We start from the raw sequence: 15,526 nt of genomic DNA, 5'->3' as shown, positions 1-15,526 counted from the left end.
CCTCCGACCGCCTGGTTCGTAGCCAGGTACTCTATCCAGCTGAGCTAAGGGCGCACATTGTTACTTCTGTGTTTGCTTGCAAATTCAAACGTGCAAGAAATGGCGGTGAGGGAGGGATTCGAACCCTCGATGCGGCTACAAACCACATACTCCCTTAGCAGGGGAGCGCCTTCGGCCTCTCGGCCACCTCACCGTCTTGCGGAGGCACATATTACGTTTTACCGAAAATATGTCAAACACTTTATTGAAAAAAATTGGACAAAAACACTCAACCGTTTGCTATTTAATCAAAGCGCTTGCAAATTGAACTTATAAGCTTCAAATCGCGCTTTTTCCCTTAAAAATTAAGGTGAAAGATTGGCAATAATAAACAGCAGAAAACAATTATCTAATTTATCCAGCAGCAAGTGCTACCGCTGTTTGCACAATACTACGGGATGCGTATTTGCGCCATAGGGGAAGCTAACAAATCTTGAGTTTGCGCAGACAAAATACCGTGTAATCGCGATGATCGATCCTATTTGTATTTCATAACGTCATAAAGCTCTCACTTCACCGCGTTAAGACTAACCCGTTACCACCCCATTGATGTTCAAATGCGTATTTCCATTCCCCCAAGATCAAAAAAGGCTAGCAACAATGCTAGCCTCTTCTCTACGCAAAAGTATTAGTAGTTGCCAGGTGCAACGTTACCATTACCTTTTTCAGCTTGAATGCGCATGTAGATCTCTTCACGGTGAACAGATACTTCTTTAGGTGCGTTAACACCAATACGTACTTGGTTACCTTTAACGCCTAGTACAGTAACTGTTACTTCGTCACCAATCATCAGTGTTTCGCCAACGCGGCGAGTCAAAATTAGCATTCTTTGCTCCTTGAGTAATCTCTAAATTTATCTAGCTACGCGAGCATTATCCAACAAAAGTTATATTTTCGTAAACTATCGATTGAGTTTATTTAACCAAAATGCACTTCTTTTTTAGGATAACCCTGTGTTTCACGCGCTACGATGTATGCATTGTGTAATATGTTAGCAGCCATATCGACTTGCGTTGGTGATATCACCAAAGTTAAAGACTGCTGTTGCAATAAGTGATGCTGTACATCAATTTCGCCTTCAGACAACAATCCATGTGAACTGACCACAATTTCTTGTGTTCGGCTTCCTACCACAGTTAACAAACTAACCTGTTCACTATTACGGATTTTCTCGTCAAAAACTAGTTTTAATTTAGCACTTATGTCCGGTTTGATAATGAGTGCTGCCCGTTCTGCTTCCTCGATCACACTACAGACTTCAATCCCTAATAAATGGCAATGCGACATGAGAGACGGTAAATCTTGATTCAAACACTCGACGCGAACCATATCTCTTTGAATGGCTATCCCAGCAATATCATTCAAACAGTCATTACCCGCGATAAGAGTTCCCTCGCCTTCTTCAAAGCTCGAAAGCACTCTCAATGGTACATTGTGTCGCCACGCATGTTGAACACATGGAAGGTGTAAAACCTTAGCGCCTCTGCGAGCCATTTCTTCCATAGAGGGAAAGTCTAAGGTATCTAATTTCTTAGATTGCTTAACCACTCTAGGGTCGCAGGAATATACGCCATCAACATCGGTATATATCTGACACTCTTTCGCTTGAAGGGCGCCTGCCAACGCAACGGCCGTGGTGTCTGAACCACCTCGCCCTAAGGTTGTGATATCACCTTTCGCATTAACGCCTTGAAAACCTGCAACAATGACAATCTGGTCATCATCTAACAGCGCTTTAATAGGAGCGGTATCAATACGCTCAATCGTCGCATTATTATGATTAGAATCGGTGTGTATTTTGGCTTGATAGCCAGTCATCGATGTCGCTTCATAACCCAACTTGTGCAACGTCATCGCCAACAAAGCCATGGAAACTTGTTCTCCGGCCGTTAACAGCACATCCAACTCTCTAGCGTTTGGTACGCTATCAACTTGTGAAGCTAAGTTAACTAACCGATTTGTTTCACCTGACATAGCAGAAACGACAACCAGGATCTGGTTCCCTTCATTTTTCGCTTCAATGATTTTTTCTGCTACATGATGGATTCGTTTAATTGAACCCACCGACGTTCCACCAAATTTCTGCACGATAAGAGGCATTTTCACCCGTCCTCACCTTCCCAAGACCAATGTCTATATATGACAAAAAAACACATACTCCGCGTCATGGCGAAGCAATAAAAAATTAACCAAGGAGTCTAACGTTACCATTAGCCTTCTTGGTTAATCTCAATCAAACCTTTTTCAGACGTTCTTCCAATGGGCTAAATAAAAGATGCCCAATCAGTTGATTGGGCATCTTTGTATCAATTACTTAAGCTTAAAGACGCTCTTCAAGCCAAATACGTACTGATTTAAGCGCTTCAGGTAGTGCTTCAACGTCAGTGCCACCCGCTTGAGCCATATCTGGACGACCGCCGCCTTTACCACCAACTTGCTCAGCAACCATCTTAACGAGGTCACCCGCTTTAACTTTACCGATAAGGTCTTTAGTTACGCCAGCAATCAGGCCAACTTTACCGTCTGCTACGTTCGCGATCAGGATGATGCCGCTACCTACTTGATTTTTAGCGTTATCAACCATAGTACGTAGGTTCTTGTTGTCTGCGCCTTCAATGGCAGCAACCAGTACCTTAGTACCAGAGATCTCTTCTACTTTACCCATGATGTTTGCACCTTCAGCTGCAGCCATCTTTTCTTTAAGTAGTTGGATTTCTTTCTCTAGCGATTTCGCTTTCTTAGCTGATTCAGCAAGCTTCTCTTCGTAAGCGTTAGCCTGAGCTTCTACTGCATCTAGAGCTGCTTCACCCGTTACCGCTTCAATACGACGAATACCAGCAGCGATACCACCTTCTGAAATGATCTTGAATAGACCGATATCACCCGTGTTGCTTGCGTGGATACCACCACAAAGCTCAGTAGAGAAATCGCCCATAGATAGAACGCGAACTTCATCATCGTACTTCTCGCCAAACAGTGCCATTGCACCTTTTTCTTTCGCTGACTCGATGTCCATGATGTTGGTTTCAATCACGTGGTTCTTACGAACTTGTGCGTTAACCAAACGCTCTACTTCTTTAATCTGTGCCGGTGTTACCGCTTCAAGGTTAGAGAAGTCAAAACGTAGATTGTCTGGCTTAACTAAAGAACCTTTCTGAGCAACGTGCTCACCTAGCACTTCGCGCAGCGCAGAGTGAAGTAAGTGAGTTGCAGAGTGGTTTAGTGAGATAGCAGCTCGACGCTCAGCGTCAACCGTTGCTTCTACTTTATCGCCCTTAGCAAATACACCTTCAACTAGCTCACCGTGGTGCGCAAATGCGTTACCTAGCTTCTGAGTGTCTTGTACTTTGAAAAGACCCGACGCTGTTTTTAGTGTACCAGCATCACCACATTGACCGCCTGACTCAGCGTAGAATGGTGTCTCTTCAAGGATGATGATTGCTTTGTCGCCAGCCGATAGTGAAGATACTTCTTCGCCGTCAACGAATAGCGCAGAGATTTCACCAGCACCTTCAGTTGCTGTGTAACCACAGAACTCAGTGTTGGTGTCTACTTTGATTGTCGCGTTGTAATCCGTGCCGAATTGGCCAGCTTCACGTGCACGCTTACGCTGTGCTTCCATCGCCTTCTCAAAGCCTTCTTCATCGATAGTAAAATCGCGTTCACGAGCTACATCGTTAGTAAGGTCAGCTGGGAAGCCGTATGTATCGTAAAGTTTGAAAACTGTTTCGCCGTCAAGCTCTTTGCCTTCAAGTGCATCTAGTGCGTCATTAAGAATAACCATGCCGCGCTCTAGAGTACGACCAAAGTTCTCTTCTTCAATGCGAAGTACTTTTTCAACAAGCTCTTGCTGTTTCTTAAGTTCATCTGCCGCAGAGCCCATTACTTCAGCCAGTACACCCACAAGTTTGTGGAAGAACACGCCTTGTGCGCCAAGCTTGTTACCGTGACGAACTGCACGACGAATAATACGACGTAGAACGTAACCACGACCTTCGTTTGAAGGCATAACGCCGTCAGCGATTAGGAATGAACAAGAACGGATGTGGTCAGCAATAACGCGTAGCGATTGGTTAGATAGATCGTCATGACCAACAACTTCCGCAGTCGCTTTGATTAGCTTTTGGAATACATCAATTTCGTAGTTAGAGTGAACGCCCTGCATGATTGCAGAAATACGCTCAATACCCATACCTGTATCTACAGCAGGCTTAGGTAGCGGTTCCATTGTGCCGTCAGCGTGACGGTTGAACTGCATGAATACGTTGTTCCAGATCTCGATGAAACGGTCACCATCTTCTTCAGGTGTGCCAGGACGGCCGCCCCAGATGTGCTCACCGTGATCGTAGAAGATTTCAGTACATGGACCACAAGGACCTGTGTCACCCATCGTCCAGAAGTTATCAGACTCGAACTGTTTACCGCCTTTTTTGTCGCCAATGCGAACGATACGGTCAGCAGGAACACCTACTTTCTTGTTCCAGATATCGAATGCTTCATCATCTGTCTCGTATACCGTTACCAGCAGACGGTCTTTTGGCAGTTGAAGAGTTTCTGTCAGGAATTCCCAAGCAAAACCAATCGCTTCTTCTTTGAAGTAGTCGCCAAAGCTGAAGTTGCCTAGCATTTCGAAGAACGTGTGGTGACGAGCCGTGAAACCTACGTTTTCAAGGTCATTGTGTTTACCACCCGCACGTACACAACGCTGAGCCGTAGTTGCTCGAGTGTAGGCACGCTTTTCGGCGCCTAAGAAGCAATCTTTGAATTGGTTCATACCTGCGTTAGTAAATAGCAGGGTTGGATCGTTATGTGGAACTAACGATGAACTGTCTACGATTTGGTGTTCTTTGCTCTCAAAGAACTTAAGGAACGCGTTGCGAACCTCATCAGTGCTCATGTACATGCAGCTCTTCCTGAAAATAGTCGAGTTAGAATTTTGCCGTATTGTAGATCATGGTTAAGGCTTCGACTAGTTTTCTTGTAGAAAAGACACCCTTGGGCAGGATTTTAGTTGGAATTCGATAAAATGAAGAATATTCCACTAGCTCAAGCGAAGAAAAACAAAAAAACCTCGCACACTATGTACGAGGTTTATGCTGTTGAGACTCAATCGAAAACCAGTAAAACCGTTATCAATAGCCTGTATTATCTGTTAGTGCTTAGTGCGTAAGATAACCACTTCATTTTGGTCTAGATTAAATGTGCCGCTGCCATTAGAAACAACCACTTGGTCTGTGCCTAATACACTGTCGTAAGTTCCGTTTGCCAATCCTAAATTCACCGCGTTAACCGATGTACCTTGACCGAGGTTCATTGCAACCACAACTACGTCATCGCCTGCGTTACGTTCATATACCAATACATCATTGCTTATCCAGCGCTCGATATAATCACCTTGCTGCACCGCATAGCTGTCTTTACGTAACTTACTCAACTTTTTAATCATCTTGTAAGCATTGGTCGTTTTATCAAAACTTGGCATCATTTCACGGTTGTATGGGTCGTTACCTTGCTGGCCAAAACCGTTGGTAGTGAAGTTAGCTGCGTAGTGCTCTGTTCCATAGTAAATACATGGGATACCACGAGAGGTCATGATAAGCGCTAAACCCAGCTCCACTCTGTCTTGTGCAAATGCAACACTTTGACGACCACCCCACTTGTCTTTACCTGCGCCAAAGTTCTTCGCATCGGAACGCAAAACCGTAGAGATACGTGACGCATCGTGGTTATCTAAGAACACCACTTGCCAATCACTGCTTGTGAATTTCTGGTCTCTCAGCTTCATGTAGTTATTAATGGCATACATACCAGTGCCATTGTGGTTTAGCAAGGCGTTTTCGATGGTGTTTCTCAAACCAAAATCAAGCAATGCAGAGCCTGATGTATTGGCAAAATCGATAGAGGCAAAGTTTGATCCCGTTGCGTCAGCACCTGAATCCATCCACTCACCAAAGAAATAGAAATCTTTACCTTGGCTTTTCTTCGCGTACGCGTTTATTTGGCCAGTAAAATCTTGGATAAACTCTTTATCCATATGTTTCACCGCATCAATACGAATCGCATCCACCCCTAAGTCTACCCAGAATTTCGCGCCATCAATCAAGTACTGACGCGCAGGGCCATCTTTACGTTGGTCAAAATCGGTTAAGTTAAACAAGGTTTTATTACGAACCGCCCATGCGTCGTTCCATTCCCAATCTTTACCGTTTTCAGCAATCGCTCCATTATGATGGTAATACCCTGCATTATCATTTTTGTAGTCGGTAACTCGGACACCCTTTTTATAAAGTGCACCGTATTCCCCTTCATCATCAGGGTTAGAGTGATTAGGCGCATAGTCCAGCACGAGTTTCATGCCGTAGCTATCCATTTTCGTCTTTAATGCTTTAAAATCGGCAACGGTACCTAGATGCTCGTCAACTTTAAAGAAGTCACGTCCCCAGTAGCCGTGGTAACCCGCACCGCCTCGACTGTCAGGCATGTTAATGTTATCTGCTGGAGGCGTTATCCAAATGGCCGTGATCCCCATATCATGCAAGTAATCTAGCTTTGCGGTTAAACCTTTTAAGTCACCACCAAAGTATTTTTTGAAATCCGATTTGTCTGCCGAATACATGTCGGCACCCGTCGATGTATTATTGGCTGAATCGCCATCATAGAATCGGTCAAGAAACACGAAATACATGGTTTCATCACGCATATCAAAGGGAAGCTTTTCATGGACCACCACTTTATTCGAGTCGTCATAGAAATTAATTTCGTAGGTTTTATTAGGGTCAACAGAGAAATTTGACAGAGGGTAGTTTTCAGACCAATCACCAAAGCGATCAACCTTAAAACTAGGAGAGTTCGTTCCATCACCGGTGTTAAATTTTTTCACTATTTGCCAGTGGTTTGCTTTCACTTTAACCATAGATTCAGCTTGCCAGTTATTGGCGGTACCACGGAAATAGGCCTGGTTCCAATCTGCCATAGCAGGTAGGGAAGCCAGTAATGCTGATAGCACAATAAGCTTATTCTTCATGTGTCGTCCTTTATTCACGTTATGTTGGTGTAGGTTATTGTTTTATATTCTTGTCACGCGATTTAACTATCAGGTCGTGTTTCGTGAGCATGCTATATAGTCTCCCTCCCATACAACCATTACGGCCGCGTTAAATAATGTCAGAAGCGATGAAGTCAGCTGTACGAATAAAACCTTCCTTATATAAGTTCTATTTAATTGAGGCGTGACAGTATCTTGAGAATGAGTTCTCAGGATTCATTTATATTTTTATTATGCCCTTAAGCCAAAGTGAGATACTTAGGGCATATTATTAAAGTGAGGTGTTAGAACGTTCTATTGAAACCATTCATCTACGATAGTTAATGCCAATAAGGCCTGATTTTACAACGTCAGGTTCTGTTCGGTTTCACCATCAAAAATATGGCAAAAAGCAGAATCAAAATTAAAGCGTACTTGGCTGCCAATATCTGATGTACTTATGCTTTGGTTATTCACTCGCGCAACAATTTCGTTATCACCCAATTTGAAATACAGGTATTTTTCATTCCCTAAGTTTTCAACCACGGTCAGCTCACCAGGGTGTACGTTCACCATCTCATCATCAGCGGCAATATTTATGTGTTCAGGTCGAATGCCTAGACACACGGGCTTATCAATATGATCCACAAGCTTTTCTTGCAAACGTTTAGGAATAATAATTTGGGCGTTAGGGGCAAGTTCCACGTAAATGTCATCACCTAACTTGCGTAGGGTTGTGTTCACTAAATTCATGGCTGGGGAGCCGATAAAACCCGCCACAAACTTGTTCTGTGGTGCGTTGTACAAGTTGGTCGGCGTGTCCACTTGCATAATGTTACCTTGATTTAATACACAAATTCGGTCGCCTAAAGTTAAAGCTTCCGTTTGATCGTGCGTGACATAAATCATGGTCGCAGGGTTACCTTCATCTTTAAGAGACTTGTGTAGTTGTGCGATTTTCACACGCATCGAAACACGTAGTTTGGCATCAAGGTTGGATAGAGGCTCATCAAATAAGAACACGTCTGGTTTACGAACAATGGCTCGTCCCACCGCGACACGCTGACGCTGACCACCCGACATTTCTTTAGGCTTACGATACAGGAGATCAGTAATTTCTAGTTTTTCAGCGGCATCTTCTACGCGTTGTTTGATCTCTTCTTTTGGTCGCTTTTGCATTTTCAAACCAAAGGCCATGTTATCGAAGACCGTTTTGTGTGGGTACAACGCATAGTTTTGGAATACCATGGCAATACCACGCTCTTTAGGCGCTAAATCATTCACCACTCTATCGCCAATACGCACTTCCCCTGCTGAGATATCTTCTAAGCCAGCAATCATTCGCAATGTGGTAGATTTGGCGCAACCAGACGGCCCAACAAATACCATGAACTCACCTTCGTGAATATCTAAGTCAATTCCGTGTACGGCTTTAAAACCATTATCGTACTGTTTTTCTACTTTACGCAGGCTAACTGTTGCCATTTGAAACTCCGAATACGGGTTAAATCTTGATAGGTAAAAATCTTTTTAGCCAGTGACTGGAGCTCTCAAGTTACTGGCTAAAAAGACGTAAACGTTAATCATTGAACATTTAGGGTTTATGTTTAAAACATAGGTACTCTGATATTCAGAGCACCTTTCATCAGTATCACTGCGTCAACCACGAGTTTATAAACGGTGTTATACAGCGTGGTTATAAATGGTGATATAGAGTGGGTTATGTCGGTTGGCTACATCGCTTATTTACACGCTTTAACCAATGCACGAACTGGCTTCTTATCTTCGCTAATTTCAACACTCCATAAATATTTGCCATCTTCTGGAATATTAACGGTTGTGTTTTTAGCAAAGCCACCGCGTTTTAGCGCTTTCTCATAACCTGCCGTCATCGACATGCCAGCTGCGGTAAATTGTGGAGACCAGCCCATCGTTGCGAATTGCAAACTTACGTTGCCCGCTTTTTCTTCGCTTACCACTTGGTAAATACCTTTGCCTTTATGCGACATCTGACGGTTTTCCATGTGGATCCACTGACCATCAGGGAAAGTGCCTATAACATAAAGTGAAGGACGAATTGGCCCGCGATCTTCCACCGTGGCGAGATTACAATCGGCGAAAGGACCTGTTGCTTTCATTTGATCAGCTGCTGGCGTGTCAGCTGTGCTCGCACAGCCCATTAACGCTGAAGATAAAAGTGCGGCTACAAGTAGAGTACGTTTCATTGTCATTTCCTTATTATTTTTTATATATGTAGGGTTCTATTCCGTTTTAGTCATCGCGAGTTAGGGCTTTAATTTTTTAAAGCTCTCGCTTCGGCAACCTATAAACGAAATAGTCTCGCTATTAAGCTCTTTTTCGGTACCACCGATCTTTTGTCTGTATCAAGTTCTAACGATTTAGAGTTTGGACGGGGGTTACTGTTTTTTTGATGAGTTAATTTGTTCAATACGGCTAAGTTTTTATAATAAGAACGTGCATCTTTCGCCGGATAACCGAACAGATCACTATTGGCAGGGAAAGAGTGGCTCACACCTGATTTGGCTTTAATAACGGAGTTTTTCCCGATAGTAAGATGCCCTGCGGTACCGGCTTGACCATGTACAATGACATGATCTTCCAAAGTAGTGTGGCCCGCAAAACCAGCCTGAGATACCAGTAAACAATGCTGACCTATTTTGCAGTCATGCCCTATTTGCACTAGGTTATCTATTTTGGTTCCACGACCAATAACGGTGTCGCCTAAAGTGCCTCTGTCGATGGTGTTATTACAGCCAATTTCAACTTCATCACCAATGATCACTCGACCCACACTTTCCACGCGTTCATAACGGGTGTTGTGCCCGGTCATGTATTCGAAGCTGTAATTACCAATGGAGTTGTTAGAGTCAATGGTGACATTGTTACCAATCACAGTGCCTTCTTTGATGACTGTATTGGCATGAATTGCAACGTTATTGCCGATTGTTACACCGTTCATGATTTTAACACCGGGCATGAAATGGCAACCTTCACCTATTTGACAATGCTTTCCGATATAAACATCGGGAGTATCTGATGTATTCCCTTGATCAAATAATTGATATTTTTGAACTTTATAATGACGCATTAGTTGATTGAGCTTCTCAGCTTCGAGCTTCTCAATCACGATTTTTGTTTTTGCTTTAGTCTGTAAAATGGCTTCTGGCCCAACAATGACATCAGCCAAAGTTTCAGATAGCCCTTTTAAATCGGCTTTAGCAAAGACAATGGCTAAGCCGCCCTCTTCTACGCTAGAAACTGGGCGAATCTTCGATATTTCTACCGTGTTATCACCTTCAATTTTTCCACCAACGATTTGGGCGATATCTGAAACTTTGATCATAATATTACTCTGTCATTTGAGTTGTGATTAATACCACTTAGAAGCGGTAAAGCGCTTGTAGGTACATTGTTTCTTGTTCTACAGTTTTCTCTTCGCCTTTCAGCTTAGAGAAGGTCTCTGTGTCTTTAGCCCACTCAAGTTCGCCTTTTACCAACCAATCGTCGCCAATTGCTTGCTCATAGCCTAAAGTTGCCTTACGAATATCTTTGAAGAAAGTTTCGTTCTTTGCCCAACCGTCTGTATGTTTCGTTTCGTTTTCACCAATACGAGCACGAACGTACATAGTGCCGGCTTCTTCAAAGCTGTACTGAACGATTGGTTCAATATACATCTCGGTGAAATCGCTGGCTTCATTGATTGAACCGTTTCCGGTTTTCGCTTTATTTTCTTTAACTTGATAGTAGAGCTCAGCTGCAACTTCCCACTGACCAAAGCGCTTGTAAGGTTTAAATAAGAAGCTGTAACCTTCCTCTTCACGAGAACCCCAAGCACTCTTATCTGAATCGTTGTATAGGTACTCTAGGTTTGAATAGAAGCCCGCTGAATATTCATTATTCCAGTACGTAAGGTATGGACGAATACTGTGCTCAGCTTTCGTGGTTTTCAAGCCGTCTACTTTCGCAGAGGTAACAATATCACCCTTTGTATATTCCAACTCATAGATCAAGCCCGTTCCCCAGCCATTTCCTAGTTGAAAACTTTTGTTTAATGATAATAAGTGCTTATATCCATTTTCTGTTTCTGCGTAATCGCCTTTCTTTTTCTTACGATTTTCAAGTTTGAACGCGTAAAGTGCGGTCGCATTCCACGCCGCGTTATTATAGAAGACGTTAAACACTTCATGAGTCGTTGTACGCTCTTTAGACTTGCCGCCACCCCATGATGCAAAATCAGTGATGTTTTTCTCTTCGACTTCAATCGATGTTCCAACATGCCCACCAAATTTTAAAGCGTCATAAAAAAAGATATCACTTGGAGACATAGTTCGGTCATCAGCAGCCGAAGCGCCAGCACTAATAAGTAAAGTGTTGGTGATCACTACAGACAATAATGTTTTTTTCACGGTCATTCCTTATTGATTCTTCACTGAATCATTTGTTGTTATTTGTAGGGTTATTTTTGTTCACTGTTTCTCTTTATCTATCCACTGTGTCTCTTGATAGGCTTGCTGATTTCGCAACATTTAACCAGAAAAACATAGTCGTCCGTAATGAACGCCTATTTATTGTTCTAGAATTATAAATGTTTTGCTTCCTATTGAATTTAGAAATGAGAGGTCAATCACCCTTGACTGCGGAGATTATTGATCACCATCACAAACGGTAGGCTTTTCATTAATCTAAGTATCAAAACGAACAAAGCACCGTTCAAAAGCCCCAATAAACAAGACATAAAACCCTATAGCTACCAGATGTAAAAAGCACAAACAGAAGGTGATAACCATCACAAATACGCTGACATTTTAACCAGGTAATGTTGACATATTGTCGGCGAGACATACCATAGTAGTACTTAACGAACGACTACTAAGAATTTAAATAGCGCGGTGTCAGTATGAAAAATTCAGGAATGAAAAAGAATCTATTCGCGGCAGCCTTAATGGCGGCAACGTTAACGACCAGTACATTAGCGGCTGCAGCCGATGCAAACGCAGACACAATTCAGCCAGAAAATGGGGCTGAGTTGTTAATCTGGACCGACAAAACAACACTCGACTACATGGAGTACGCCGCTCAGTCCTTTAATAAGGAGTTAGGATACGATATTGATTTTTCATTCCGTGGGTTAGCGCCTATCGATGCCGCTTCTCGTTTGATTCAGGATGGCAGCTCTGCTCGCGTGGCAGATGTAGTCGAGATTGAACATGACTTATTGGGGCGATTAGTCGTGGCAGGTGGGGCGATGGAGAATCTGGTATCTGCCGAACGTATCTCGAATACTTTTATGCCAAATGCGATTAATGCGTCTCAAGCTGAAGGGGTGAGCTATGGCTTCCCAGTTAGCTTCGCCACTACCGCTCTGTTCTACAATAAAGATTTACTGACTAAAGCACCTGAAACTTTTGAAGAAATTATTGAATTTTCAAAAACTTTCAACAATAAGCAAGAGCATAAATACGCACTGCTTTGGGACATACAGAACTATTACGAGTCTCGTATGTTTGTCACGCTTTACGGCGCATACGAATTTGGTAATAACGGTACCGATGCAAAAGACATCGGCATCAACTCTGAAAAAGCCCAACAAGGCTTAGAAGCAATGAAAACCCTGCAAGTGGCCAACAATTCAAATCCAGTTGATATGCGCAACCCGCAAGTACGTCGTGGCTTATTTAATGAAGGAAAAGTCGCCGCTATTATCGACGGCCCTTGGGCAATCGAAGGGTATCAAGAATCAGGTATAAATCTTGGTGTTGTACCTATGCCAAAATTAGCAGGCCAACAACCACGCACTTTTGCAACTGTTCGTCTTGCGGTTGTGTCTTCTTACACTGAGTATCCGAAAGCCGCACAATTATTTGCTGACTACCTTACTTCCGACGCGATGCTGAAAAAACGCTATGAGATGTCAAGAGCACTCCCTCCTATCCAGTCAGTTATGGAAGAGATCATTGTTGATGCCGATGAAGCAACTTACGCCATTATTACGCAAGGTTTCTACTCAGACGCAATGCCATCTATTCCTGAAATGGGCTTCATTTGGTCACCAATGGCCAGTGCTATTACAGACTACTGGGTAAACGATAAACCTGCGAGTTCTGTTCTAGACCGTGCGCTTTCGATCATCGAAGAACAAATAGAATTACAAGAGTAACCTCTGAACTCCCGTCGCGACTCACAAGCGACTTAGCTCATGCGCTGTGTCATAAAGCCACAGCGCTAGTTCAGGGCGTGACCAGAAAACGAATACATAACGACAACCTAAACAATAGAGATAAACAATGTTGTTAACAGAGAATCAGCCGGCATCGCGAATGCCCGCTTCACTCCTTATTATGGGGAGTACACAGATCGTAAAAGGTCATTGGATAAAAGGCGGTGTATTTTTAGCCATGCAGCTAATCACATTGTTGATTCTCCCGGAGCTGTTGGCCTCGCTAAAAGGCTTAGTCACTTTAGGAGATGTCGCTCAAGTTCGTGAAGGCTTTAAAATATTACAGGGCGATAACTCGGTCTTTATGTTGGTCGAAGGGGTCATAGCCCTACTCTACAGCTTCTTATTCATCTGCCTGTACATCGCTAATGTCCAAGATGCAAAAGTCAGCCTTAAGTCACGACTGAACCTTCGAGAACAATTTAAAGACATTTACGACCAAAAGTTCGCGTTCATCATGCTATCGCCAGCTTTTATTGCCAGTATCGCATTCATTATTTTACCAATCATAATTACGGTACTCGTCTCTTTCACTAACTATTCGGCACCTCATCATATCCCACCAAGAAACCTCGTAGATTGGGTGGGGTTTAAAAACTTTGTTTCACTATTTGAACTGAAAATATGGTCGAGCACTTTCTTCGGTGTCGCTTCTTGGACGGTTCTGTGGGCATTTTTTGCCACCATATGTACTTGTGGGTTTGGTTTTTTACTGGCGCTTGCGCTACAAAATCGAAACATTAAAGCAAAAAAAGCATGGCGCTTTATCTTTATTCTCCCTTATGCCATTCCGGCTTTCGTAACCTTATTGATGTTCCGCTTGCTACTGAATGGTATTGGACCAGTCAACGCAACGTTAAACTCGTGGGGCTTTGATTCGATTGCCTTCTTATCAGACCCCTTCACCGCAAAAATTACCGTTATCGCGGTGAGTGTTTGGGTTGGCGCACCTTACTTTATGCTGCTTATTGCAGGGGCACTGACTAACATTTCAAGCGAACTTTATGAAGCCAGTGAAGTCGATGGTGCAAGCAAATTCCAGCAATTTAAAGAAATCACCCTGCCTATGGTGTTGCACCAAGTGGCCCCATCGTTGGTCATGACCTTTGCCCATAACTTCAATAACTTTGGGGCGATTTACCTGTTAACCGAAGGGGGTCCTATCAACCCTGAATATCGATTCGCAGGACATACCGACATTTTGATCACTTGGATTTACAAGCTCACGCTCGACTTCCAGCAGTATCAAATCGCTTCGGTTATCTCAATCATTATCTTCTTGTTCTTGTCTGGTATTGCGATATGGCAATTCAGCCGCATGAAGTCATTCAAAGACGATGTAGGTATGTAACATGGCTAATTTAAATAGTACGAATAAGTTAATTAACATGGACAAATACATTGGCAAAATAGGCACCCTAGTCGTGTACCTATTTCTCATTGCCAACGCATTATTAGTACTTGGACCAGTGATTTGGACAGTGCTAGCTTCATTCAAAACAGGGAATAACTTATTCAGTTCTTCTTTCACAAGTATTGACTTTACGCTCGACCACTACCGCGCATTGTTCACGGACACACCCTATTTAGACTGGTATAAAAACACCTTTCTTCTCGCGACAGCGAATATGGTTATCTCACTGGTTGTCGTGACTATTTCAGCGTTTGTGTTCTCTCGCTACCGCTTCAATGGTAAGCGCAACATTATGATGAGCATTCTTGTATTGCAGATGTTCCCGGCCTTTCTTTCGATGACGGCTATCTACATCTTGCTATCAAAAATGGGATTGATTGATACCTATGCTGGCTTGTTATTTGTGTATGTAACGGGCTCATTACCATTCATGATTTGGTTGGTGAAAGGTTATTTCGATGCCATTCCCACTTCATTAGATGAAGCAGCAAAAATTGATGGCGCAGGCCACATGACGATTTTCCTCGAGATCATTCTCCCTCTCGCGAAACCTATCTTAGTGTTTGTTGGTTTAGTGTCTTTCACCGCACCTTGGATGGACTTCATTTTACCTACGCTTATCTTACGCAGCGAAGAAAAAATGACGCTAGCCATCGGTATTTTCAGTTGGATTTCATCTAACTCAGCGGAGAATTTCACGCTGTTTGCCGCGGGTTCATTATTGGTTGCAGTGCCCATCACTTTGCTATTTGTTGCGACTCAAAAACACATTACTACCGGTCTCGTCAGCGGTGCAGTTAAAGAATAATAA

The 15,526-nt window shown here is 43.1% G+C and carries 12 protein-coding genes and 1 tRNA gene; 4 read left to right on the top strand and 9 right to left on the bottom strand.

Annotation, left to right across the window (positions count from 1 at the left end; all coding sequences use genetic code 11):
- Positions 1–100: 100 nt before the first annotated feature.
- From AB6E08_RS05245 to alaS, 4 genes are all read right to left on the bottom strand, one after another.
- Positions 101–193: transfer RNA gene (locus AB6E08_RS05245), tRNA-Ser, on the bottom strand.
- Positions 194–667: 474 nt separating this feature from the next.
- Entirely contained in the window at positions 668–865 is a 198-nt protein-coding gene (csrA, locus tag AB6E08_RS05240) for a carbon storage regulator CsrA (protein ID WP_009847619.1), read from the bottom strand.
- A gap of 92 nt (positions 866–957) precedes the next feature.
- Complete coding sequence (locus tag AB6E08_RS05235; RefSeq protein WP_371710406.1) at positions 958–2,139, bottom strand: aspartate kinase; 1,182 nt, start codon at positions 2,137–2,139, stop codon at positions 958–960.
- Between the two features lie 220 nt (positions 2,140–2,359).
- Positions 2,360–4,942 (bottom strand): alanine--tRNA ligase, encoded by a 2,583-nt coding sequence (gene alaS / locus AB6E08_RS05230; protein WP_372065098.1) that lies wholly within the window; start codon positions 4,940–4,942, stop codon positions 2,360–2,362.
- Positions 4,943–5,065: 123 nt separating this feature from the next.
- Here alaS and AB6E08_RS05225 point away from each other — a divergent pair, with 123 nt between their 5' ends.
- On the top strand, positions 5,066–5,209 hold the full coding sequence (locus AB6E08_RS05225) for a hypothetical protein (protein WP_372065095.1): 144 nt from the start codon (positions 5,066–5,068) through the stop codon (positions 5,207–5,209).
- Here the strand turns inward: AB6E08_RS05225 and AB6E08_RS05220 are convergent.
- From AB6E08_RS05220 to AB6E08_RS05200, 5 genes are all read right to left on the bottom strand, one after another.
- Entirely contained in the window at positions 5,192–7,063 is a 1,872-nt protein-coding gene (locus AB6E08_RS05220) for an alpha-amylase family glycosyl hydrolase (protein WP_372065093.1), read from the bottom strand. The genes AB6E08_RS05225 and AB6E08_RS05220 overlap by 18 nt on opposite strands.
- A 363-nt stretch (positions 7,064–7,426) precedes the next feature.
- Positions 7,427–8,548, bottom strand: coding sequence for an ABC transporter ATP-binding protein (locus AB6E08_RS05215; RefSeq protein ID WP_012604763.1), 1,122 nt, complete (start codon positions 8,546–8,548; stop codon positions 7,427–7,429).
- Between the two features lie 257 nt (positions 8,549–8,805).
- The gene (locus tag AB6E08_RS05210; RefSeq protein ID WP_167851856.1) at positions 8,806–9,288 is read right to left on the bottom strand and encodes a glycosidase; all 483 of its coding nucleotides are present in this window, start codon (positions 9,286–9,288) and stop codon (positions 8,806–8,808) included.
- A gap of 98 nt (positions 9,289–9,386) precedes the next feature.
- A complete protein-coding gene (gene lpxD / locus AB6E08_RS05205) occupies positions 9,387–10,427 on the bottom strand; it encodes a UDP-3-O-(3-hydroxymyristoyl)glucosamine N-acyltransferase (RefSeq protein WP_017097678.1) in 1,041 nt (346 codons plus the stop codon).
- A 37-nt stretch (positions 10,428–10,464) separates the two neighbouring features.
- A complete protein-coding gene (locus AB6E08_RS05200; protein ID WP_371702953.1) occupies positions 10,465–11,496 on the bottom strand; it encodes a porin in 1,032 nt (343 codons plus the stop codon).
- Positions 11,497–11,996: 500 nt separating this feature from the next.
- Between AB6E08_RS05200 and AB6E08_RS05195 the strand changes: the two genes are divergently transcribed.
- The 3 genes from AB6E08_RS05195 (at position 11,997) to AB6E08_RS05185 (ending at position 15,523) form a co-directional block, all read left to right on the top strand.
- The gene (locus tag AB6E08_RS05195) at positions 11,997–13,241 is read left to right on the top strand and encodes a maltose ABC transporter substrate-binding protein (RefSeq protein WP_371707734.1); all 1,245 of its coding nucleotides are present in this window, start codon (positions 11,997–11,999) and stop codon (positions 13,239–13,241) included.
- A 127-nt stretch (positions 13,242–13,368) separates the two neighbouring features.
- Positions 13,369–14,652 (top strand): carbohydrate ABC transporter permease, encoded by a 1,284-nt coding sequence (locus AB6E08_RS05190; protein ID WP_009847628.1) that lies wholly within the window; start codon positions 13,369–13,371, stop codon positions 14,650–14,652.
- Between the two features lie 37 nt (positions 14,653–14,689).
- A complete protein-coding gene (locus AB6E08_RS05185; protein WP_029223077.1) occupies positions 14,690–15,523 on the top strand; it encodes a sugar ABC transporter permease in 834 nt (277 codons plus the stop codon).
- The last annotated feature ends 3 nt before the right edge of the window (positions 15,524–15,526 follow it).

The organism is Vibrio sp. 10N.247.310.24 (assembly GCF_041467175.1).
In the GTDB taxonomy this organism is placed as follows: Bacteria; Pseudomonadota; Gammaproteobacteria; order Enterobacterales; family Vibrionaceae; genus Vibrio; species Vibrio tasmaniensis_A.
The sequence above is the reverse complement of the archived record's forward strand: the minus strand, read 5'-3'. Positions and strand labels throughout refer to the sequence as shown.